Source organism: Escherichia fergusonii ATCC 35469 (assembly GCF_000026225.1).
Classification (GTDB): Bacteria; Pseudomonadota; Gammaproteobacteria; order Enterobacterales; family Enterobacteriaceae; genus Escherichia; species Escherichia fergusonii.
Genome location: NC_011740.1, coordinates 4,154,673 through 4,175,531, shown reverse-complemented (window position 1 = coordinate 4,175,531; position 20,859 = coordinate 4,154,673). Strand labels below are relative to the sequence as shown.

The following is a 20,859-nucleotide window of genomic DNA, read 5'->3' as shown; positions in this document are numbered from 1 at the left end:
CGCTCAACCCAGATTTAATAAAAATTCAACAAACCATACTGGCATAAACGCATCTGTGGTAAAAGCGAGCACCACGCAACATGAGATTTGTTCAACATTAACTCATCGGATCAGTGTGGCAACTATTGCATTAGATAGCAATAAAAATGAAAATGATTTCCACGATACAGAAAAAGGAGGCTGTCATGGTCGCACCTGTTCCCGCAAAACGCGGCAGAAAACCCGCCGCTGCCACCGCCCCCGCTACCGGGCAAGTACAGTCTTTAACGCGTGGCCTGAAATTACTGGAATGGATAGCCGAATCCAATGGCAGTGTGGCACTCACGGAACTGGCACAGCAAGCGGGATTACCCAACTCTACCACCCATCGATTGCTCACAACCATGCAGCAACAGGGCTTTGTCCGTCAGGTTGGCGAACTGGGTCACTGGGCGGTGGGCGCACATGCCTTTGTGGTTGGCAGCAGCTTTTTGCAAAGCCGCAACCTGCTTGCCATTGTTCACCCTATTCTGCGGAAATTAATGGAAGATTCTGGTGAGACAGTCAACCTGGCGGTACTCGATCAAAGCGACCATGAAGCCGTCATCATCGACCAGGTGCAATGTACACAACTGATGCGTATGTCCGCGCCCATTGGTGGCAAACTGCCAATGCATGCTTCCGGTGCGGGTAAAGCGTTTTTATCGCAACTCAGTGAAGAGCAGGTCACGAAACTGCTGCATCGCAAAGGGTTACATGCCTATACCCACGCTACTCTGGTGTCGCCAGTCCACCTGAAAGAAGATCTCGCCCAGACACGCAAACGGGGTTATTCATTTGATGATGAAGAACATGCATTGGGTCTGCGCTGCCTGGCATCATGTATTTTTGATGAACATCGCGAACCATTTGCCGCTATTTCAATTTCCGGGCCAGTATCGCGGATCACCGATGACCGCGTGACTGAGTTTGGCGCAATGGTCATTAAAGCCGCGAAGGAAGTGACGCTGGCATACGGTGGAATGCGGTAAGAAAAGTGATGCGTTATACCCGGAGCGTGCCGGGTATAACGATCAATTTATTTTTTTATCGATTTACTGGTGGCCTGCAAAATATAGGGCTTAAGCAGTTTCGCAACTGCTGCAAATACCGGTACGACGACTGAGTTACCAAATTGACGGTAAGCCTGTGTATCTGAAACCGGTATACGGAACGGTTTCCCGCCAGGGGATTCAAATCCCATCAGACGAGCACACTCGCGAGGCGTTAATCTGCGTGGTCTGTTCGCCTGATTTTCAGCATTGTTAAAATCTATCTCCCCAAGCGCCTTGTCCCAGCCCCGGTCGATCAATATTTCTGAGCCATCTTTATGGTAACGGGCAGATAATGTCCTGGCGACGCTATTTGCATTATTTGGATCAACCAACCCAAATCCAAAACCATTGCCTTTCGCCGCATGTTTTTTGGCATAGTTATACAGATATTGCCAGAGCTTTGGGCTGAGGATGTATTTGCTATCAACAGAGGATTCCAGTAGTTGACCAAAGAGCGGTCTTTGCTGCGGATAGAAACGATCAATATCCCGTAAAGTAAAACCTTGATGAATATTGAGATCACGACGGAAACCCACCAGCACAATCCGCTCACGATGCTGCGGGAGGAAATGTTTGCCATCAATGATTTTAGGATCATCCTTCCCGGTTTCATGAGCGTTGGCCACTTCATAGCCCAGCTCATCAAGGGTATTCATAATGACCTTAAAGGTCTTACCTTTATCATGGCTTTTTAAGTTTTTGACATTTTCCAGTACAAATATCGCCGGGCGCTTTGCTTTAATAATCCGTGCAACATCAAAAAATAGAGTGCCTTGTGTTTCGCATTCAAAACCGTGCGCACGCCCGAGAGAATTTTTCTTACTGACCCCTGCCAGACTGAATGGCTGGCAAGGAAATCCCGCCAGTAATACGTCGTGATCAGGAATATGACGCTGAATATGTGCATACGCTTGTTTTTCACTTACCGTATCATCGGCGCTTAACGTGACCTCGCGTATATCATGATTAAATGTATGGCTACTTTCGTCGTTATACCAGTTTGCCTTATAAGTGCGAACAGCCTCCTTATTCCACTCACTGGTAAATACACATTGACCTCCAATTGCCTCAAACCCCTTACGGATACCACCAATTCCGGCAAATAGATCAATAAACCGAAACGCATAATTTGGATGGTGGGCTGGTGGCTCTGGAAGCATTTTTCTTAATAGCTCAACTTCCGCCTGAGTGAGTGTTTTTGGTTTACTTTTGCCATTTACCCAGCGGTTAAGTGTTTCCCGACTCCACTCATTTTTACCAATTTTTCTAAGTAATTCAGCAACGTATTTCTGATCGTAGATTTCCAGAACCCGATCGATAAGTTGTTTATCGCGCTCCTGTTGGTTTTTTTCATCATTGGCTGCTTTCTCCAGCAGCTCCTGAGCTAACAGATCGAATTCAGTCATATTTTCTCCCGGAATTAGTGGGTGAAAATATATCACTCATTTGACCCAGATAAAATGTGACTACACCTGTGGCCGGTAACGCACGCTAAATCGCTGCCTGCGCCGATACGCATAAACATCTTCCACATGCCCTTCACGTATGCGGTTTTGTAGTGCGCGCCAGTAATCAGCGCGGAACAGGTCGGCGTGCATCTCTTCAAACAGCGGACCAATACGCGGGTCGGCACATAGCCAGTGGCGAAACTCTTCCGGGAAAACATCGCCCGGCGAGACGCTGTACCACGGTTCGCTGGCAAGTTCGTCCTCCGGGTAGCGCGACGGCGGGATGTCGCGGAAGTTCACTTCCGTCATGTAGCAAATTTCATCGTAATCATAAAACACCACACGCCCGTGACGGGTGACACCGAAGTTTTTAAACAGCATGTCGCCAGGGAAAATGTTAGCAGCGGCAAGCTGGCGAATAGCGTTACCGTATTCTTCAATGGCGTCGCGCAACTGCTGACCTTCCACTTGTTCCAGCCAGATATTGAGCGGCACCATCCGTCGCTCAATATAAAGATGACGAATCACTATCTGTTCGCCGAGATCGGTGATTTTTTCTGCTGCTTCCTGAAGCAGTAATTCCATTAATGTCGGGGAAATATGCCGCTTCTCCAGCACAAAGTTTTCAAACTCCTGGGTGTCCGCCATTCGACCCACGCGATCGTGCTCTTTAACCAGTTGATAGCAGGCACGAACGTGAGCGGCAGACATCTCTTTCTGCGGCGCGAACTTGTCTTTGATGACTTTGAATACCCGATCAAAACCCGGCAGCGTAAACACCAACATCACCATGCCACGAATACCCGGCGCTTCAATGAACTGCTCATTACAGCCCTGTAGATAAACGAGATATTCGCGGTAGCTTTCGGTTTTGGCGTGTTTCTGGCAACCGATAGCCATATACAATTCTGCGGTCGTTTTGCCCGGCAGAATTTCCCGTAGCCACTCGACCAGCGCTGCGGGCAGCGGCGCATAAACCATAAAATAAGAACGCGCAAAGCCAAAAACAATGCTCGCTTCGGCGGTCGTCGTCAGGCAGGTATCAATAAATAACTCGCCGTCGTCCGTCTGATGGATCGGCAGCAAAAATGGCAATGTGCCGAAAGGCGTGTTCAGTTTGCCCACCAGCCAGGCGGCTTTATTGCGATAAAACAGTTCGTTCGCCACCTGTAAATGGCTTTCCGCGAGGTTGTCTGTCCCCAACATTTCTGTCAGATGGCGAATGATGTAATGAATGTCACGGCTTTTATTTTGCCAGCGCAGACGCAGCGGCAGATCGCTGATAACGCGCATTAGCAGAGATTCCCAGCCGTGATCGGGATAAAAGTCTTTTGCCAGCGGGCGCGGAATAGTACGAAAGCGGCGCTCTGGCTGGGAACTAAAGATAAAAAGCCGCTCGGGAGTAAGCGAACGGTGATCAAATAACCGACAGTACACGGAGTTAAAAAAGCTCTCCGCAATCTCGAAGCGCGGGTAGTCCGGCAACAGCCGGGTGTAATGCTCTTTGACGCGCAGTAAAAATGCCGCGTCCGTGCTTTGGCCGTTGGTAATGCAGCGCAGTTGCTCCACTACCAGACCGACGTGATGATCGTAAAGATGGATACGGCTTTTCATCGCCTGCTGGACAGCATGCCAGTCGGCTTGTTCGAAACGCTGCTGCGCCCCGGAAGTCACTTCAAGAAATCGACCATACTGAGCGTCGAAACCTTGCAAAATAGTTTGTGCAATCAGTAATTCCAGGCCACGCGGCATCGCCTCTCCTTAATTCGCCCCTCGCCTTACGGAAAGGGGCGTTGGTTATTAGAACTGCGATTCTTCGGTGGAGCCGGTCAGCGCGGTAACCGACGACGTGCCGCCCTGAATAATGGTCGTCACTTTATCGAAGTAACCTGTACCCACTTCCTGTTGATGAGAAACGAAGGTGTAGCCATCTTTCGCGGCGGCAAATTCCGGTTGCTGCACTTTTTCAACATAGTGCTTCATACCTTCGCCCTGGGCATAGGCGTTTGCCAGGTCGAACATGTTAAACCACATGCTGTGGATGCCTGCCAGGGTGATGAACTGGAACTTGTAGCCCATATCCGACAGCTGCTGCTGGAAGCTGGCAATAGTTTTGTCGTCGAGATTTTTCTGCCAGTTGAACGACGGCGAGCAGTTATAAGCCAGCAGTTTGCCTGGATATTTCGCGTGGATAGCTTCCGCAAAGCGACGCGCCAGTTCCAGATCCGGCGTAGAGGTTTCACACCAAACCAGGTCAGCATACGGCGCATACGCCAGGCCACGGCTGATTGCTTGCTCAATGCCTGCATGAGTACGGAAGAAGCCTTCGTTGGTGCGCTCGCCGGTAATAAATTCGCTGTCATACGGGTCGCAATCGGAGGTGATCAAATCCGCCGCATCAGCATCGGTACGTGCAACCAGCAGGGTTGGAACGCCCGTAACGTCGGCAGCCAGACGCGCCGCAACCAGTTTCTGGATTGCTTCCTGAGTTGGCACCAGTACTTTACCGCCCATATGACCGCATTTTTTCACGGACGCCAGCTGATCTTCGAAGTGAACTGCCGCTGCACCGGCTTCAATCATCGCTTTCATCAGTTCAAAGGCATTCAGGACACCGCCAAAACCGGCTTCCGCATCGGCAACGATCGGCAGGAAGTAATCGACATAGCGCGGATCGCCCGGCTCAATGCCCGCGGACCATTGGATCTGATCGGCACGACGGAAGGTGTTGTTGATCCGCTCCACCACGGCTGGCACCGAGTTTGCCGGATAGAGCGACTGATCCGGATACATGCTGGCCGCCAGGTTAGCGTCCGCGGCTACCTGCCATCCCGACAGATAGACTGCTTCAATACCCGCTTTCGCCTGTTGCAGCGCCTGACCGCCAGTCAGTGCGCCGAGGCTGTTGATGTAGCCTTTTTTCGACTCACCGTGCAGCAGTCGCCACATTTTCGCCGCACCCAGTTGTGCCAGCGTGCATTCCGGATTGACTGAACCACGTAATTTCACCACATCTTCCGCACTGTACGGGCGAGTAATGCCTTCCCAACGCGGTTGAGTCCACTCTTTCTGTAATTCTTCAATTTGTTGTGTACGGGTTTTCATGTGCAGATGCTCCATAGTTATGTGGTGGTTTACGCTAACAGGCGGTAGCCTGGCAGGGTCAGGAAATCAATTAACTCATCGGAAGTGGTGATCTGTTCCATCAAGCGTGCGGCATCGTCAAAACGCCCCTGGGAGAAACGTTCTTCGCCCAGTTCGCTGGCAATGACTTTCATCTCTTCGCCCAGCATCTGGCGGAACAAGGCTTTGGTCACCGGTTTGCCATTACTCAACGTTTTTTGGTGATGGATCCACTGCCAGATGGAGGTACGGGAAATTTCAGCCGTCGCCGCATCTTCCATCAGGCCATAAATCGGCACGCAGCCGTTGCCGGAGATCCATGCTTCGATGTACTGCACAGCCACGCGAATGTTGGCGCGCATACCTTCTTCGGTGCGTTCACCATCACAAGGTGCCAGCAGCTGATCGGCAGTAATCGGCGCGTCTTGTTCGCGCATCACTTCAAGCTGATTTTTACGGGAGCCGAGAATGTCGTTGAATACCGCCATTGCCGTATCCGCAAGGCCTGGGTGAGCGATCCATGTGCCATCGTGACCGTTATTGGCTTCCAGCGCTTTATCCGCTTTTACTTTGTTGAGCACCTGGTTATTGCGCTCTTCATCTTTGCTCGGAATAAACGCCGCCATGCCGCCCATCGCAAAAGCACCACGTTTATGGCAGGTTTTAATCAACAGGCGTGAGTAAGCATTCAGGAATGGTTTATCCATCGTCACTGCCTGTCTGTCTGGCAGGACGCGATCGGGATAGTTTTTCAACGTTTTGATATAGCTGAAGATGTAATCCCAACGACCGCAGTTCAGACCAACAATATGGTCACGCAGCGCGTGAAGGATTTCGTCCATCTGGAACACGGCGGGCAGCGTTTCAATCAGCAACGTCGCCTTGATGGTACCGCGCGGCAGATTAAAGCGATCTTCTGCATAGCTGAAGACTTCGCGCCACCAGGCAGCCTCCTGCCAGGACTGGGTTTTCGGCAAATAGAAATAGGGACCGCTGCCCTTTGCCAACAGAGCCTGATAGTTGTGGAAGAAATAGAGCGCAAAATCAAACAAGCTACCGGGGATTGCCTCACCACGCCAGGTGACATGTTTTTCCGGCAAGTGCAGACCGCGTACCCGACAAATCAAAACCGCTGGATTGGGCTTGAGCTGGTAAATTTTACCTGCTTCATTGGTGTAACTGATGGTGCCATTAACCGCATCGCGCAGGTTAATTTGCCCGTCGATCACTTTGTTCCAGTCCGGGGCCAGTGAATCTTCGAAATCGGCCATAAAGACTTTCACATTGGCGTTCAGTGCGTTGATCACCATCTTGCGCTCTACGGGTCCGGTAATCTCTACCCGACGATCTTCTAAGTCCGCAGGAATACCACGAATTTTCCAGTCTGTATCACGAATGGAAGCTGTTTCCGAAATAAAATCAGGCAACGTTCCGTTATCAATATCTTGCTGCTGCTGAATGCGCGCCGCCAGTAATTTATTCCGCTGAGGTGTAAAACGTGTCACCAGTTCAGTGAGAAATGCTACAGCATCAGAAGTAAGAATATGCTTCTCCTGCTCACCGAATGGCATGGTAAAGGTTAATTCTTCGGTTGTTGTTGCCTGTTGATTCATTGAGTAAGCCCTCGTCTTTGATCCTGCTGCATCCCAAATGTGAACGAAGGATCGTTGTGCGCTTTTCGTTCAGCACGACTAAGACTACTCAATTAAATTGTAAAATCAAAAACAATTTCCATTTTTAATTTAATTAATGGTTAACTTATTGATAACAGTAAAATTAAAAATTATTTACTTAATGAAGAAGTTTTCGGAAATAAAAAAGGCACCCGAAGGTGCCTGATTCAACATGCTGAAACGCTTAACGATCGACTGCTACAGAAGATTAATCCAGCGTTGGATTCATGTGCCGTAGATCGTATGGCGTGATCTGGTAGACGTAATAGTTGAGCCAGTTGGTAAACAGCAAATTACCGTGACTACGCCAGCTCGCTCGCGGTGTATTTTGCGGATCATTATGCGGGAAATAGTTATACGGTACATCTGGATTCAGCCCGGCTTCCACATCGCGGAAATATTCCTGCGCCAGCGTTTGCGCATCATATTCGGGATGGCCTGTCACAAAGGCAATGCGCTTATCTTTGCTGGCAAACAGATAGGCATCCCCTTCTTCTGTCTCCGCCAGAATTTCCAGATCGGTGTAATCACGAATCAACGCTGCCGGAAAGTCAGCATAGCGCGAATGTGGTGCCAGGAATGAATCATCAAAGCCACGCGTCAGAAGTGCATGAGGATGGAGAATGTGATGTTCGTAAACGCCAGAGAGTTTGTCAGTGCGGGTTTGCTTAGGAATGCCATAGAGGATATTGAGCGCAGCCTGTACCGCCCAACAGACAAACAGCGTTGAGGTGACGTGATCTTTCGACCACTCCAGCACCTGTTTGATTTGCGGCCAGTAAGCGACGTCATTAAACTCCACCAGTCCCAGCGGCGCGCCGGTGACGATCAGGCCATCAAAGTTCTGCTCCTGAATATCTTCAAAGTTGCAATAGAAGTTGTTCAGATGCTCTGCGGGCGTGTTGCGCGATTCACGGGAATCGATGCGCAACAGCTGAATATCGACCTGCAAAGGTGAGTTTGAAAGCAGGCGCAAAAACTGATTTTCAGTTTCAATCTTCTTCGGCATCAGGTTAAGGATAAGCACCTTTAGCGGACGAATTTCCTGACCAGACGCGCGAGAAGTTGTCATCACAAAGACGTTTTCTTCACGCAAGAAATTGACGGCGGGTAGCTCGTCCGGCACACGAATCGGCATAACCTGATTACCTCACTACATACGCTTATACGTTTAGACATCCAGATAGCTGAAGATAACCAGAAAATTTGCCAATGTCGAGCCTGCATGTTGAAGGTGAGAAAGTTTCAAGGAAAAGGCTACGTTAGAATATAAGAATGACTAAAAGGAGAGAAAATGGTTATTAGTATTCGCCGCTCACGGCATGAGGAAGGGGAAAAGCTCATTGCGATTTGGTGTCGTTCTGTCGACGCCACTCACGATTTTTTATCAGCAGAGTATCGGGCCGAGCTGGAAGAGCTGGTGCGTTCCTTTCTGCCGAAAGCACCGTTGTGGGTCGCGGTTAATGAGCGGGATCAACCGGTTGGGTTTATGTTGTTAAGTGGGCAGCATATGGATGCGCTGTTTATCGATCCTGATGTGCGCGGCTGCGGCGTGGGCCGGATGCTGGTGGAGCATGCACTCTCAATGGCACCGGAACTGACAACCAATGTTAATGAGCAAAATGAGCAGGCGGTTGGGTTCTATAAGAAGATGGGCTTTAAGTTTACAGGGCGCTCTGAGGTGGACGATTTGGGGAAACCGTATCCGTTGCTGAATCTGGCGTATGTGGAGGAATAAGCTGCCCCCTACCGTATCTGCGTAGGTTGGATAAGACGCAGCCAGCGTCGCACCCGGCATTATTTTCTGCACCAATGCAAAAAGGCCATCCGTCAGGATGGCCTTCTGCTAAATTTGATGCCTGGCAGTTCCCTACTCTCGCATGGGGAGACCCCACACTACCATCGGCGCTACGGCGTTTCACTTCTGAGTTCGGCATGGGGTCAGGTGGGACCACCGCGCTAAGGCCGCCAGGCAAATTCTGTTTATCAACACGTCCCGTTCTGACCTGTCGATTTAATCTGTATCAAGCTTACTTGTCGATGTCTCTTCCGCCAAAACACCTTCGGCGTTGTAAGGTTAAGCCTCACGGTTCATTAGTACCGGTTAGCTCAACGCATCGCTGCGCTTACACACCCGGCCTATCAACGTCGTCGTCTTCAACGTTCCTTCAGGACCCTTAAAGGGTCAGGGAGAACTCATCTCGGGGCAAGTTTCGTGCTTAGATGCTTTCAGCACTTATCTCTTCCGCATTTAGCTACCGGGCAGTGCCATTGGCATGACAACCCGAACACCAGTGATGCGTCCACTCCGGTCCTCTCGTACTAGGAGCAGCCCCCCTCAGTTCTCCAGCGCCCACGGCAGATAGGGACCGAACTGTCTCACGACGTTCTAAACCCAGCTCGCGTACCACTTTAAATGGCGAACAGCCATACCCTTGGGACCTACTTCAGCCCCAGGATGTGATGAGCCGACATCGAGGTGCCAAACACCGCCGTCGATATGAACTCTTGGGCGGTATCAGCCTGTTATCCCCGGAGTACCTTTTATCCGTTGAGCGATGGCCCTTCCATTCAGAACCACCGGATCACTATGACCTGCTTTCGCACCTGCTCGCGCCGTCACGCTCGCAGTCAAGCTGGCTTATGCCATTGCACTAACCTCCTGATGTCCGACCAGGATTAGCCAACCTTCGTGCTCCTCCGTTACTCTTTAGGAGGAGACCGCCCCAGTCAAACTACCCACCAGACACTGTCCGCAACCCCGATAAGGGGCCAACGTTAGAACATCAAACATTAAAGGGTGGTATTTCAAGGTCGGCTCCATGCAGACTGGCGTCCACACTTCAAAGCCTCCCACCTATCCTACACATCAAGGCTCAATGTTCAGTGTCAAGCTATAGTAAAGGTTCACGGGGTCTTTCCGTCTTGCCGCGGGTACACTGCATCTTCACAGCGAGTTCAATTTCACTGAGTCTCGGGTGGAGACAGCCTGGCCATCATTACGCCATTCGTGCAGGTCGGAACTTACCCGACAAGGAATTTCGCTACCTTAGGACCGTTATAGTTACGGCCGCCGTTTACCGGGGCTTCGATCAAGAGCTTCGCGTTACCGCTAACCCCATCAATTAACCTTCCGGCACCGGGCAGGCGTCACACCGTATACGTCCACTTTCGTGTTTGCACAGTGCTGTGTTTTTAATAAACAGTTGCAGCCAGCTGGTATCTTCGACTGATTTCAGCTCCACGAGCAAGTCGCTTCACCTACATATCAGCGTGCCTTCTCCCGAAGTTACGGCACCATTTTGCCTAGTTCCTTCACCCGAGTTCTCTCAAGCGCCTTGGTATTCTCTACCTGACCACCTGTGTCGGTTTGGGGTACGATTTGATGTTACCTGATGCTTAGAGGCTTTTCCTGGAAGCAGGGCATTTGTCGCTTCAGCACCGTAGTGCCTCGTCATCACGCCTCAGCCTTGATTTTCCGGATTTGCCTGGAAAACCAGCCTACACGCTTAAACCGGGACAACCGTCGCCCGGCCAACATAGCCTTCTCCGTCCCCCCTTCGCAGTAACACCAAGTACAGGAATATTAACCTGTTTCCCATCGACTACGCCTTTCGGCCTCGCCTTAGGGGTCGACTCACCCTGCCCCGATTAACGTTGGACAGGAACCCTTGGTCTTCCGGCGAGCGGGCTTTTCACCCGCTTTATCGTTACTTATGTCAGCATTCGCACTTCTGATACCTCCAGCATGCCTCACAGCACACCTTCACAGGCTTACAGAACGCTCCCCTACCCAACAACACTTAGTGTCGCTGCCGCAGCTTCGGTGCATGGTTTAGCCCCGTTACATCTTCCGCGCAGGCCGACTCGACCAGTGAGCTATTACGCTTTCTTTAAATGATGGCTGCTTCTAAGCCAACATCCTGGCTGTCTGGGCCTTCCCACATCGTTTCCCACTTAACCATGACTTTGGGACCTTAGCTGGCGGTCTGGGTTGTTTCCCTCTTCACGACGGACGTTAGCACCCGCCGTGTGTCTCCCGTGATAACATTCTCCGGTATTCGCAGTTTGCATCGGGTTGGTAAGTCGGGATGACCCCCTTGCCGAAACAGTGCTCTACCCCCGGAGATGAATTCACGAGGCGCTACCTAAATAGCTTTCGGGGAGAACCAGCTATCTCCCGGTTTGATTGGCCTTTCACCCCCAGCCACAAGTCATCCGCTAATTTTTCAACATTAGTCGGTTCGGTCCTCCAGTTAGTGTTACCCAACCTTCAACCTGCCCATGGCTAGATCACCGGGTTTCGGGTCTATACCCTGCAACTTAACGCCCAGTTAAGACTCGGTTTCCCTTCGGCTCCCCTATTCGGTTAACCTTGCTACAGAATATAAGTCGCTGACCCATTATACAAAAGGTACGCAGTCACCCCATAAAGAGGCTCCCACTGCTTGTACGTACACGGTTTCAGGTTCTTTTTCACTCCCCTCGCCGGGGTTCTTTTCGCCTTTCCCTCACGGTACTGGTTCACTATCGGTCAGTCAGGAGTATTTAGCCTTGGAGGATGGTCCCCCCATATTCAGACAGGATACCACGTGTCCCGCCCTACTCATCGAGCTCACAGTATGTGCATTTTTGTGTACGGGGCTGTCACCCTGTATCGCGCGCCTTTCCAGACGCTTCCACTAACACACACACTGATTCAGGCTCTGGGCTCCTCCCCGTTCGCTCGCCGCTACTGGGGGAATCTCGGTTGATTTCTTTTCCTCGGGGTACTTAGATGTTTCAGTTCCCCCGGTTCGCCTCATTAACCTATGGATTCAGTTAATGATAGTGTGACGAATCACACTGGGTTTCCCCATTCGGAAATCGCCGGTTATAACGGTTCATATCACCTTACCGACGCTTATCGCAGATTAGCACGTCCTTCATCGCCTCTGACTGCCAGGGCATCCACCGTGTACGCTTAGTCGCTTAACCTCACAACCCGAAGATGTTTCTTTCGATTCATCATCGTGTTGCGAAAATTTGAGAGACTCACGAACAACTTTCGTTGTTCAGTGTTTCAATTTTCAGCTTGATCCAGATTTTTAAAGAGCAAATATCTTAAACATGACTCGTAAGTCATCTTTAACGATATTAAGGTCGGCGACTTTCACTCACAAACCAGCAAGTGGCGTCCCCTAGGGGATTCGAACCCCTGTTACCGCCGTGAAAGGGCGGTGTCCTGGGCCTCTAGACGAAGGGGACGTATCAGTCTGCTTCGCAAGACGCCTTGCTTTTCACTTTCTATCAGACAATCTGTGTGAGCACTGCAAAGCACAGTTCTTTAAGGTAAGGAGGTGATCCAACCGCAGGTTCCCCTACGGTTACCTTGTTACGACTTCACCCCAGTCATGAATCACAAAGTGGTAAGCGCCCTCCCGAAGGTTAAGCTACCTACTTCTTTTGCAACCCACTCCCATGGTGTGACGGGCGGTGTGTACAAGGCCCGGGAACGTATTCACCGTGGCATTCTGATCCACGATTACTAGCGATTCCGACTTCATGGAGTCGAGTTGCAGACTCCAATCCGGACTACGACGCACTTTATGAGGTCCGCTTGCTCTCGCGAGGTCGCTTCTCTTTGTATGCGCCATTGTAGCACGTGTGTAGCCCTGGTCGTAAGGGCCATGATGACTTGACGTCATCCCCACCTTCCTCCAGTTTATCACTGGCAGTCTCCTTTGAGTTCCCGGCCGGACCGCTGGCAACAAAGGATAAGGGTTGCGCTCGTTGCGGGACTTAACCCAACATTTCACAACACGAGCTGACGACAGCCATGCAGCACCTGTCTCACGGTTCCCGAAGGCACATTCTCATCTCTGAAAACTTCCGTGGATGTCAAGACCAGGTAAGGTTCTTCGCGTTGCATCGAATTAAACCACATGCTCCACCGCTTGTGCGGGCCCCCGTCAATTCATTTGAGTTTTAACCTTGCGGCCGTACTCCCCAGGCGGTCGACTTAACGCGTTAGCTCCGGAAGCCACGCCTCAAGGGCACAACCTCCAAGTCGACATCGTTTACGGCGTGGACTACCAGGGTATCTAATCCTGTTTGCTCCCCACGCTTTCGCACCTGAGCGTCAGTCTTCGTCCAGGGGGCCGCCTTCGCCACCGGTATTCCTCCAGATCTCTACGCATTTCACCGCTACACCTGGAATTCTACCCCCCTCTACGAGACTCAAGCTTGCCAGTATCAGATGCAGTTCCCAGGTTGAGCCCGGGGATTTCACATCTGACTTAACAAACCGCCTGCGTGCGCTTTACGCCCAGTAATTCCGATTAACGCTTGCACCCTCCGTATTACCGCGGCTGCTGGCACGGAGTTAGCCGGTGCTTCTTCTGCGGGTAACGTCAATGAGCAAAGGTATTAACTTTACTCCCTTCCTCCCCGCTGAAAGTACTTTACAACCCGAAGGCCTTCTTCATACACGCGGCATGGCTGCATCAGGCTTGCGCCCATTGTGCAATATTCCCCACTGCTGCCTCCCGTAGGAGTCTGGACCGTGTCTCAGTTCCAGTGTGGCTGGTCATCCTCTCAGACCAGCTAGGGATCGTCGCCTAGGTGAGCCGTTACCCCACCTACTAGCTAATCCCATCTGGGCACATCCGATGGCAAGAGGCCCGAAGGTCCCCCTCTTTGGTCTTGCGACGTTATGCGGTATTAGCTACCGTTTCCAGTAGTTATCCCCCTCCATCAGGCAGTTTCCCAGACATTACTCACCCGTCCGCCACTCGTCAGCGAATCAGCAAGCTGATCCCTGTTACCGTTCGACTTGCATGTGTTAGGCCTGCCGCCAGCGTTCAATCTGAGCCATGATCAAACTCTTCAATTTAAAAGTTTGATGCTCAAAGAATTAAACTTCGTAATGAATTACGTGTTCACTCTTGAGACTTGGTATTCATTTTTCGTCTTGCGACGTTAAGAATCCGTATCTTCGAGTGCCCACACAGATTGTCTGATAAATTGTTAAAGAGCAGTGCCGCTTCGCTTTTTCTCAGCGGCGCGGGGTGTGCATAATACGCTTTCCCGCTACAAAGTCAAGCATTTTTTTGCTTTTCTCTGCCGAGATTCTCAGGAGAACCTCGCTGACCCGGCGGCGTGTTTGCCGTTGTTCCGTGTCAGTGGTGGCGCATTATAGGGAGTTATTCCGGCCTGACAAGAGGAAATTTAAAATAATTTTCTGACCGCGCATTTTTCCATCAAAACTGGTCATAACTTGCTATAAAACAGACAATTTGCTGTTTTTACAACCGCAATTACACGTCAAGGTGGCATACTAATCATTAAGAAAGGAAGGAAGGAAGACGAAGAATGCCTTTAAGTGCACAACAGTTAGCCGCACAGAAAAACTTATCTTATGTTCTGGCAGAGAAGCTGGCGCAGCGAATTTTAAAAGGCGAATATGCCCCTGGTACTATTCTGCCTGGTGAAATTGAACTGGGTGAGCAATTCGGCGTTAGTCGTACAGCAGTAAGAGAAGCCGTTAAAACGTTAACTGCAAAAGGGATGGTATTACCACGTCCACGTATTGGTACGCGTGTAATGCCACAAACGAACTGGAATTTTCTCGATCAAGAATTACTCTCATGGTGGATGACGGAAGATAATTTCCAACATGTTATCGAGCATTTTCTGGTAATGCGTATTTGTCTTGAGCCACAAGCATGTTCCCTTGCGGCAACAATTGGTACAGCAGAACAAAAAGCTCATCTGAATACGTTAATGGCAGAAATGGTAGCGCTGAAAAAGAACTTTAAGCGCGAACGTTGGATTGAAGTCGATATGGCCTGGCACGAACATATCTATGAAATGAGTGCGAATCCATTTCTGACCTCCTTTGCATCATTATTTCATTCGGTATATCAAACTTACTTTACATCGATTACCTATAATGGTGTGGTAAAACTGGATTTGCATCAGGCTATTGTTGATGCCATTGCTCAGAGTGACGGTGCACGCGCATTTAAAGCGTGTCAGGATTTACTTGCGGCTCCTAACGAGCGTCCGGATAAATAAACAGAGCGGTATGGATATGGATCTGTCCATACCGTTTGATTTAAACCGAACCACGGGCCATTAAAACGGGTGTCAGTTGTAGACGCTGCTGTTGCATTTCAGGTTTCGCCATTCGATGTATTAGCACATCAATCGCCAGTTCACCCAGTTCATCTTTTGGTTGATGAATTGTGGTCAATGGTGGAGTCATATAACGCGCAAGTTCAATATCATCGTAACCGACGACGGCGATATCCCGAGGAATTTGTAGCCCTGCCTGATAGAGTGCCTGATAAGCGCCGACAGCCATCGCATCGTTTCCGGCAAATACCGCCTGTGGTCTTTCTTTATGCATAAGCAGCGTTTGCATCGCTTCAAAACCACCACCAAACTCAAAATTCCCCGTAATTTCATAGCCTGCAGGAATAGTTAAGCCTGCACGCTGCATTGCCGTACGATACCCTTCCAGACGCAATCGAGCTGGTGTTTTATCCAGCGGCCCCGTTATACAGGCGATTCGCGTAAAACCATTATCAATAAGATGTTGCGTCGCTAAATCTCCGCCCAGCAACGAATTATCCTGAATGAGATCGCTGTCGCCATCGAACGGTGCCCAGTCCATCATCACGGTAGGCACTGTCGGATAACGTTGCATGATTTCACGCGAAGGCTGATGTGTTTCTGTGCACAGTAACAGCAAGCCATCAACGCGCTTTTGCATCAGCGTTTCCAGATTACGATTCATCCGCTGCTCATCGCCTTCGGTATTGCAAAGAACAAGACTATAGCCGCGTTCGAAGCAGCTGCGTTCAACGCCACGCACCAGTTCAGAATAAAAAGGATTGGTACTGGCAGTGATCAACATGCCAATGGTTCGAGTCTGATTGAGCTTGAGGCTACGCGCCAGAGCTGATGGCGCGTAATTGAGTTCTTTAATTGCCGCTTCAACTTTGGCAGTAATCGCTTCACTGACGAAGCGATCTTTATTGATGACGTGAGAAACTGTTGAGGTAGAAACGCCCGCCAGGCGGGCAACATCTTTCATTGTAGCCAAGCGTCACCTCTGCCTGTCTAAAAATGCGTCGATCTCTTCACGCCATGGAACGGAAGGTTGTGCGCCTTTGCGCGTTACAGCAATCGCTGCGGCGGCATGAGCAAAACGAATCGCCTCCGGCAACGGTTTTTCTTCCAGCAACGCCGTGATTAACGCGCCGTTAAAGGTATCTCCGGCAGCAATGGTATCGACAGCCTGAACCCGGAATCCAGGAACGCGCTGACCTTCACCATTCACGCTAGCCCACACACCACGACTTCCTAAGGTGATCAGTACGGTACGGATACCTTTTTCATGCAGTACCTGCGCCGCCTTCGCTGCATCTTCATCATTTTCAACACGGATACCGGTGAGCTTTTCTGCTTCCGTTTCGTTTGGCGTAATAATGTCCACCAGCGCCAGCAGTTCGTCAGGAAGTTCGCGAGCCGGAGCCGGGTTAAGCGCAACGATAGTCTTATTTTGATGGGCGATTTTCGCCGCTGCCATCACACTTTCGAGTGGTGATTCCAGCTGCATTAATAATGCCGATGCGTTAGCAATACGCTCACGTTGCGCCTCCACCAGCGCAGGGGAAAGGGCTGCGTTAGCGCCGGCATGAATACCAATGACATTCTCACCTTCGCCATTAACAAAAATCAGCGCCACACCTGTTGATTCGCCTTTGATCACGCTCACCGGAGAAATATCGATGTTATCAGTGGCGAGCTGCTGGCGAACGCTCTCACCAATGCTGTCATCACCCGTACAGGCAATAAACGCGATATTCGCACCGCTACGCCCAGCAGCCACAGCCTGATTCGCGCCTTTGCCGCCAAATGCAACCTGATAGTGGTTACCGGTTACGGTTTCGCCTGGAGTAGGAAAAGATTGAAGATTAAGAATGTGGTCAGCATTAATGCTGCCGAGAACAACGAGGCTGCCTGCGTTTTGCATATTTGGGATGTCCATAAAATGCGCCACCGTGTTAGGGTGGCGCGTGCCCTGCTTTTCTTTATTTTACACGTTCATCTGTCGATGACGTATTTATGTCACCATCAGGTCATACAACCTGATTAAAACTACTGCTTAACAACCAGTTTCAGATCAACCGGATACTTAGCCTGAACTTTCTCGCCTTTCAGCACTTTATCGGCGGTTTCGACGCCTTTCGCGCCAATCTGATCGGGTAGCTGAGCGATAGTCGCTGCTAGTTTGCCATCATTCACCGCTTTTTCGCCATCCGGTGTACCGTCAAATCCGACGACCATCACATCCGATTTACCAGCAGTTTGCAGTGCGCGCAGCGCGCCCAGCGCCATTTCATCATTCTGCGCGAACACAGCCTGAACATCCGGATGAGCGGTCAACAGGTTCTGCATTACGTTCAAACCTTTGGTGCGGTCAAAGTCCGCTGGCTGGCTGGCAAGAACATTAAACTTGTGAGCAGCAACGGCCTGCTGGAAACCTTCGCCACGCTCACGAGCTGCGGAGGTACCGGCAATGCCTTGCAGCTCGATAACTTTGGCACCTTCACCCGCTTTCTTCGCGATATAATCACCCGCGATTTTGCCGCCCAGTACGTTATCAGAAGCAATATGGCTCACTACTTCACCTTTCGTTGCCTGGCGGTCAAGAGTGATAACCGGGATGTTCGCCTGGTTAGCCATCTTCACAGCATTACCCACTGCGTCGGAGTCGGTCGGGTTAATTAGCAGAATTTTGGTGCCGCGAACGGTTAAGTCCTGCACGTTCGCCAGCTCTTTCGCCGGGTTATTCTGGGAGTCCAGCACCACCAGGTTATAGCCGAGTTTATCCGCCTCTTTCTGCGCGCCATCTTTCAGCGATACAAAGAACGGGTTGTTAAGCGTGGAAACCACCAGCGCGATGGTGTCTTTTGCCATCGCATTCGCACTGACGGTGGCGCTTAGCGCAACAGCGGAAACCAGGGTAGCCAGTTTTTTCATGTTCATATTCAAGATGTCCTGTAGTCGTTATTACTGTTTTTTGTTGTCTACCAGCACCGCCAGCAAAATCACCACCGCTTTGACGATCATCTGGTAATAGGAGGAAACACCTAACAAATTCAATCCATTATTAAGGAAGCCAAGAATTAATGCGCCGATCAACGTCCCAACAATGCGACCTTTTCCGCCCGCCAGACTCGTACCGCCCAGAACCACCGCAGCAATGGCATCCAGCTCATAGCCAGTCCCCGCCGTGGGTTGTGCGGAGGAGAGACGCGCCACTTCAATGATCCCGGCCAGCGATGCCAGCAGACCACAAAGAGAATAGACGATGATTTTGATTTTATTGACGTTGATACCAGAAAGACGTGTAGCCGATTCGTTGCCGCCCAGCGCGTAGATGTAACGCCCCAAACGTGTGTGATGCAGCATGTACCAGGCCGCGAGGAACACAATTCCCATGATCCAGACTGGCGTTGGTACGCCCAGCGGACGACCAATACCAAACCAGCCGAACAGATCGGCATTGTCAGTAAAGCCGGTATTCACTGGGCTCCCGTTGGTATAAACCATGGTCACGCCGCGCAGTAAAAGCATCATAACCAGCGTAGCGATAAACGCCTGGACACGACCTTTCGCTACAATCACCCCGGTTACCGCACCAATAGCGGCACCTAACGCGAGAGCGGCAGCGACAGCCACCAGCGCATTGACTTCAATGCCGACGATAGATGCAGCCACTGCGCCAGTCAGCGCCAACAGAGAACCTACCGACAAGTCGATACCCGACGTCAGGATCACCAGCGTCATCCCGACCGCCATAATGGCGTTCACCGAGGTTTGCTGGAGAATATTGAATAAGTTATTGATGGTGAAAAAGTTCGGGCTTAACGTCGAGACAATCGCGATCAGCACCAGCAGAGCGATAAGCGATTTCTGCTCCATCAGCCACGCTTTCGTGAAATAACGGCGACCAGAGACAGTCTGGGTTGTCATTTTTTTACTCCTGATTCACGCGATTAAGCTTGCCCACAGCGGCAGCCATTAACACTTCCTGGGTGGCCTGCTCACGAGTAAATTCCCCGCTGAGATGCCCTTCATGCATGACGATGATGCGATCGCTCATGCCTAATACTTCTGGCATCTCCGATGACACCAGAATGATGCTCAAGCCATCGGCTTTGAACTGGTTAATCAGTTGATAGATCTCTTTTTTCGCACCAACATCTACGCCACGGGTAGGTTCATCAAGAATCAACACTTTGGGGCGTGTCATCAGTCCACGGGCAATCGCCACTTTTTGCTGATTGCCACCGGAGAGCAAACCAATTGCCTGTTCCATCGACGGCGTTTTCACATTAAACAGACGAATAAAATCACTCACTGCCTGCTGTTCATCGGCATGCTTCAAACTGCCGCCAGTACGGCTAAAGTAACGCAGCGCAGTCAGCGACATATTCTCTTTGACTGACATGCCCAGCACTAAACCGTCACGTTTACGGTCTTCGGAGATATACACAATGCCGTTTGCCAGGCCATCCTGCGGTGAACGGGTAACGACTTCATGCCCATCCAGAGTGACGTAACCGCTGGTACGCGGCAGTGCGCCGTAGAGCACTTTCATCAGTTCGGTACGCCCCGCGCCCATCAAACCAGAGACGCCAAGAATTTCACCTTTGCGTAAGGTAAATGAAACATCATTAACGCCAGGTCCGCAGAGATTATCGACTTTCAGGCGGATATCGCCCGGCGCTTTGTCCAGGTGTGGATATTGATCTTCCAGCTTGCGGCCCACCATCATCTCAATCAGCGAATCTTCGGTCAGTGATGCCACTTCGCGCTCAGCAATAAATTGCCCGTCACGAAAAACAGTAACGTCATCGCAAATTTCGAAGATTTCTTTCATGCGGTGGGAGATATAGACAATACCGCGACCTTGCGATTTCAGCTCGCGGATGACGCGGAACAGGGATTCGGTTTCGGTATCGGTCAGCGCATCGGTCGGTTCATCCATAATGATGACTTTCGACTCAAAGCTCAGCACTTTGGCTATTTCAACCATTTGCTGGTCACCGATGGAAAGATCGCCCACCAGCTTGTCACTTTTAAAACGCAGGTTAAGTTTAGCCAGCAATTTATCCGCTTCGGCATACATGGTTTTCCAGTCAATTTTGCCAAAGCGATTAACAAACTCACGGCCGAGGAAAATATTTTCGGCAATGGTCAACTGTGGGATCAGGTTCAGTTCCTGATGGATAATCCCAATGCCGGCTTCCTGGGAAGATTTCGGCCCGGTAAACGTTGTTTCTTTCCCCAGCCATAAAAGCGTACCTGCATCACGCGTATAGATACCAGTAAGCACTTTCATCATGGTGGATTTACCCGCGCCGTTTTCACCCACCAGCGCCATTACACGCCCCGGATAGACATTTAACGCGGCGCCCGAGAGAGCTTTTACGCCCGGGAAGGCTTTATCGATGCCTTTAAGCTGAAGTAATGCTTCCATGA

The 20,859-nt window shown here is 50.6% G+C and carries 13 protein-coding genes, 1 tRNA gene and 3 rRNA genes; 3 read left to right on the top strand and 14 right to left on the bottom strand.

What is annotated here, in order from left to right:
- Positions 1–185: 185 nt before the first annotated feature.
- The gene (gene iclR / locus EFER_RS20315; protein ID WP_000226428.1) at positions 186–1,010 is read left to right on the top strand and encodes a glyoxylate bypass operon transcriptional repressor IclR; all 825 of its coding nucleotides are present in this window, start codon (positions 186–188) and stop codon (positions 1,008–1,010) included.
- A gap of 47 nt (positions 1,011–1,057) precedes the next feature.
- On the opposite strand, the gene EFER_RS20310 is transcribed toward iclR, so the two are convergent.
- The 5 genes from EFER_RS20310 to metA form a co-directional block, all read right to left on the bottom strand.
- Positions 1,058–2,479: a DNA cytosine methyltransferase gene (locus EFER_RS20310; protein ID WP_000134229.1), complete on the bottom strand. Its 1,422-nt coding sequence runs from the start codon at positions 2,477–2,479 to the stop codon at positions 1,058–1,060.
- Between the two features lie 60 nt (positions 2,480–2,539).
- Complete coding sequence (gene aceK / locus EFER_RS20305; protein ID WP_001137284.1) at positions 2,540–4,273, bottom strand: bifunctional isocitrate dehydrogenase kinase/phosphatase; 1,734 nt, start codon at positions 4,271–4,273, stop codon at positions 2,540–2,542.
- Between the two features lie 48 nt (positions 4,274–4,321).
- Positions 4,322–5,626, bottom strand: coding sequence for an isocitrate lyase (gene aceA / locus EFER_RS20300; protein WP_000857847.1), 1,305 nt, complete (start codon positions 5,624–5,626; stop codon positions 4,322–4,324).
- Positions 5,627–5,655: 29 nt separating this feature from the next.
- A complete protein-coding gene (gene aceB, locus EFER_RS20295) occupies positions 5,656–7,257 on the bottom strand; it encodes a malate synthase A (RefSeq protein WP_001075631.1) in 1,602 nt (533 codons plus the stop codon).
- Between the two features lie 268 nt (positions 7,258–7,525).
- A complete protein-coding gene (gene metA / locus EFER_RS20290; RefSeq protein WP_001122791.1) occupies positions 7,526–8,455 on the bottom strand; it encodes a homoserine O-acetyltransferase MetA in 930 nt (309 codons plus the stop codon).
- Positions 8,456–8,611: 156 nt separating this feature from the next.
- On the opposite strand from metA, the gene EFER_RS20285 reads away from it, so the two are divergent.
- Positions 8,612–9,055, top strand: a complete 444-nt coding sequence (locus tag EFER_RS20285) for an acetyltransferase (protein ID WP_000237010.1) — start codon at positions 8,612–8,614, stop codon at positions 9,053–9,055.
- Between the two features lie 119 nt (positions 9,056–9,174).
- Here the strand turns inward: EFER_RS20285 and rrf are convergent.
- From rrf to EFER_RS20265, 4 genes are all read right to left on the bottom strand, one after another.
- Positions 9,175–9,290 (bottom strand): 5S ribosomal RNA (rrf, locus tag EFER_RS20280).
- 100 nt (positions 9,291–9,390) lie between these two features.
- Positions 9,391–12,294, bottom strand: a 23S ribosomal RNA gene (locus EFER_RS20275).
- 194 nt (positions 12,295–12,488) lie between these two features.
- A tRNA-Glu gene (locus tag EFER_RS20270) sits at positions 12,489–12,564 on the bottom strand.
- Positions 12,565–12,649: 85 nt separating this feature from the next.
- Positions 12,650–14,191: ribosomal RNA gene (locus EFER_RS20265) — 16S ribosomal RNA — on the bottom strand.
- The 16S, 23S and 5S rRNA genes sit together here with 1 tRNA gene alongside, the layout of an rRNA operon.
- A gap of 479 nt (positions 14,192–14,670) precedes the next feature.
- Here EFER_RS20265 and EFER_RS20260 point away from each other — a divergent pair.
- Positions 14,671–15,375: a FadR/GntR family transcriptional regulator gene (locus EFER_RS20260; protein ID WP_001131158.1), complete on the top strand. Its 705-nt coding sequence runs from the start codon at positions 14,671–14,673 to the stop codon at positions 15,373–15,375.
- A 40-nt stretch (positions 15,376–15,415) separates the two neighbouring features.
- Here the strand turns inward: EFER_RS20260 and rbsR are convergent, their stop codons facing one another.
- The 5 genes from rbsR to rbsA form a co-directional block, all read right to left on the bottom strand.
- Positions 15,416–16,408: a ribose operon transcriptional repressor RbsR gene (gene rbsR, locus EFER_RS20255; protein WP_015953906.1), complete on the bottom strand. Its 993-nt coding sequence runs from the start codon at positions 16,406–16,408 to the stop codon at positions 15,416–15,418.
- 3 nt (positions 16,409–16,411) lie between these two features.
- The gene (gene rbsK / locus EFER_RS20250) at positions 16,412–17,341 is read right to left on the bottom strand and encodes a ribokinase (RefSeq protein WP_001361088.1); all 930 of its coding nucleotides are present in this window, start codon (positions 17,339–17,341) and stop codon (positions 16,412–16,414) included.
- A 125-nt stretch (positions 17,342–17,466) separates the two neighbouring features.
- On the bottom strand, positions 17,467–18,357 hold the full coding sequence (gene rbsB, locus EFER_RS20245; RefSeq protein WP_001056273.1) for a ribose ABC transporter substrate-binding protein RbsB: 891 nt from the start codon (positions 18,355–18,357) through the stop codon (positions 17,467–17,469).
- A gap of 24 nt (positions 18,358–18,381) precedes the next feature.
- The gene (gene rbsC / locus EFER_RS20240; protein ID WP_000211851.1) at positions 18,382–19,347 is read right to left on the bottom strand and encodes a ribose ABC transporter permease; all 966 of its coding nucleotides are present in this window, start codon (positions 19,345–19,347) and stop codon (positions 18,382–18,384) included.
- Between the two features lie 4 nt (positions 19,348–19,351).
- Positions 19,352–20,857: a ribose ABC transporter ATP-binding protein RbsA gene (gene rbsA / locus EFER_RS20235; protein WP_000387771.1), complete on the bottom strand. Its 1,506-nt coding sequence runs from the start codon at positions 20,855–20,857 to the stop codon at positions 19,352–19,354.
- Between the last annotated feature and the right edge of the window lie 2 nt (positions 20,858–20,859).

Excerpts from the sequence above, each read along its gene's own strand:
- iclR (WP_000226428.1), top strand. The coding sequence starts at position 186 with ATGGTCGCACCTGTTCCCGCAAAACGCGGCAGAAAACCCGCCGCTGCC.
- EFER_RS20310 (WP_000134229.1), bottom strand. The coding sequence starts at position 2,479 with ATGACTGAATTCGATCTGTTAGCTCAGGAGCTGCTGGAGAAAGCAGCC.
- aceK (WP_001137284.1), bottom strand. The coding sequence starts at position 4,273 with ATGCCGCGTGGCCTGGAATTACTGATTGCACAAACTATTTTGCAAGGT.
- aceA (WP_000857847.1), bottom strand. The coding sequence starts at position 5,626 with ATGAAAACCCGTACACAACAAATTGAAGAATTACAGAAAGAGTGGACT.
- aceB (WP_001075631.1), bottom strand. The coding sequence starts at position 7,257 with ATGAATCAACAGGCAACAACAACCGAAGAATTAACCTTTACCATGCCA.
- metA (WP_001122791.1), bottom strand. The coding sequence starts at position 8,455 with ATGCCGATTCGTGTGCCGGACGAGCTACCCGCCGTCAATTTCTTGCGT.
- EFER_RS20285 (WP_000237010.1), top strand. The coding sequence starts at position 8,612 with ATGGTTATTAGTATTCGCCGCTCACGGCATGAGGAAGGGGAAAAGCTC.
- EFER_RS20260 (WP_001131158.1), top strand. The coding sequence starts at position 14,671 with ATGCCTTTAAGTGCACAACAGTTAGCCGCACAGAAAAACTTATCTTAT.
- rbsK (WP_001361088.1), bottom strand. The coding sequence starts at position 17,341 with ATGCAAAACGCAGGCAGCCTCGTTGTTCTCGGCAGCATTAATGCTGAC.
- rbsB (WP_001056273.1), bottom strand. The coding sequence starts at position 18,357 with ATGAACATGAAAAAACTGGCTACCCTGGTTTCCGCTGTTGCGCTAAGC.
- rbsC (WP_000211851.1), bottom strand. The coding sequence starts at position 19,347 with ATGACAACCCAGACTGTCTCTGGTCGCCGTTATTTCACGAAAGCGTGG.
- rbsA (WP_000387771.1), bottom strand. The coding sequence starts at position 20,857 with ATGGAAGCATTACTTCAGCTTAAAGGCATCGATAAAGCCTTCCCGGGC.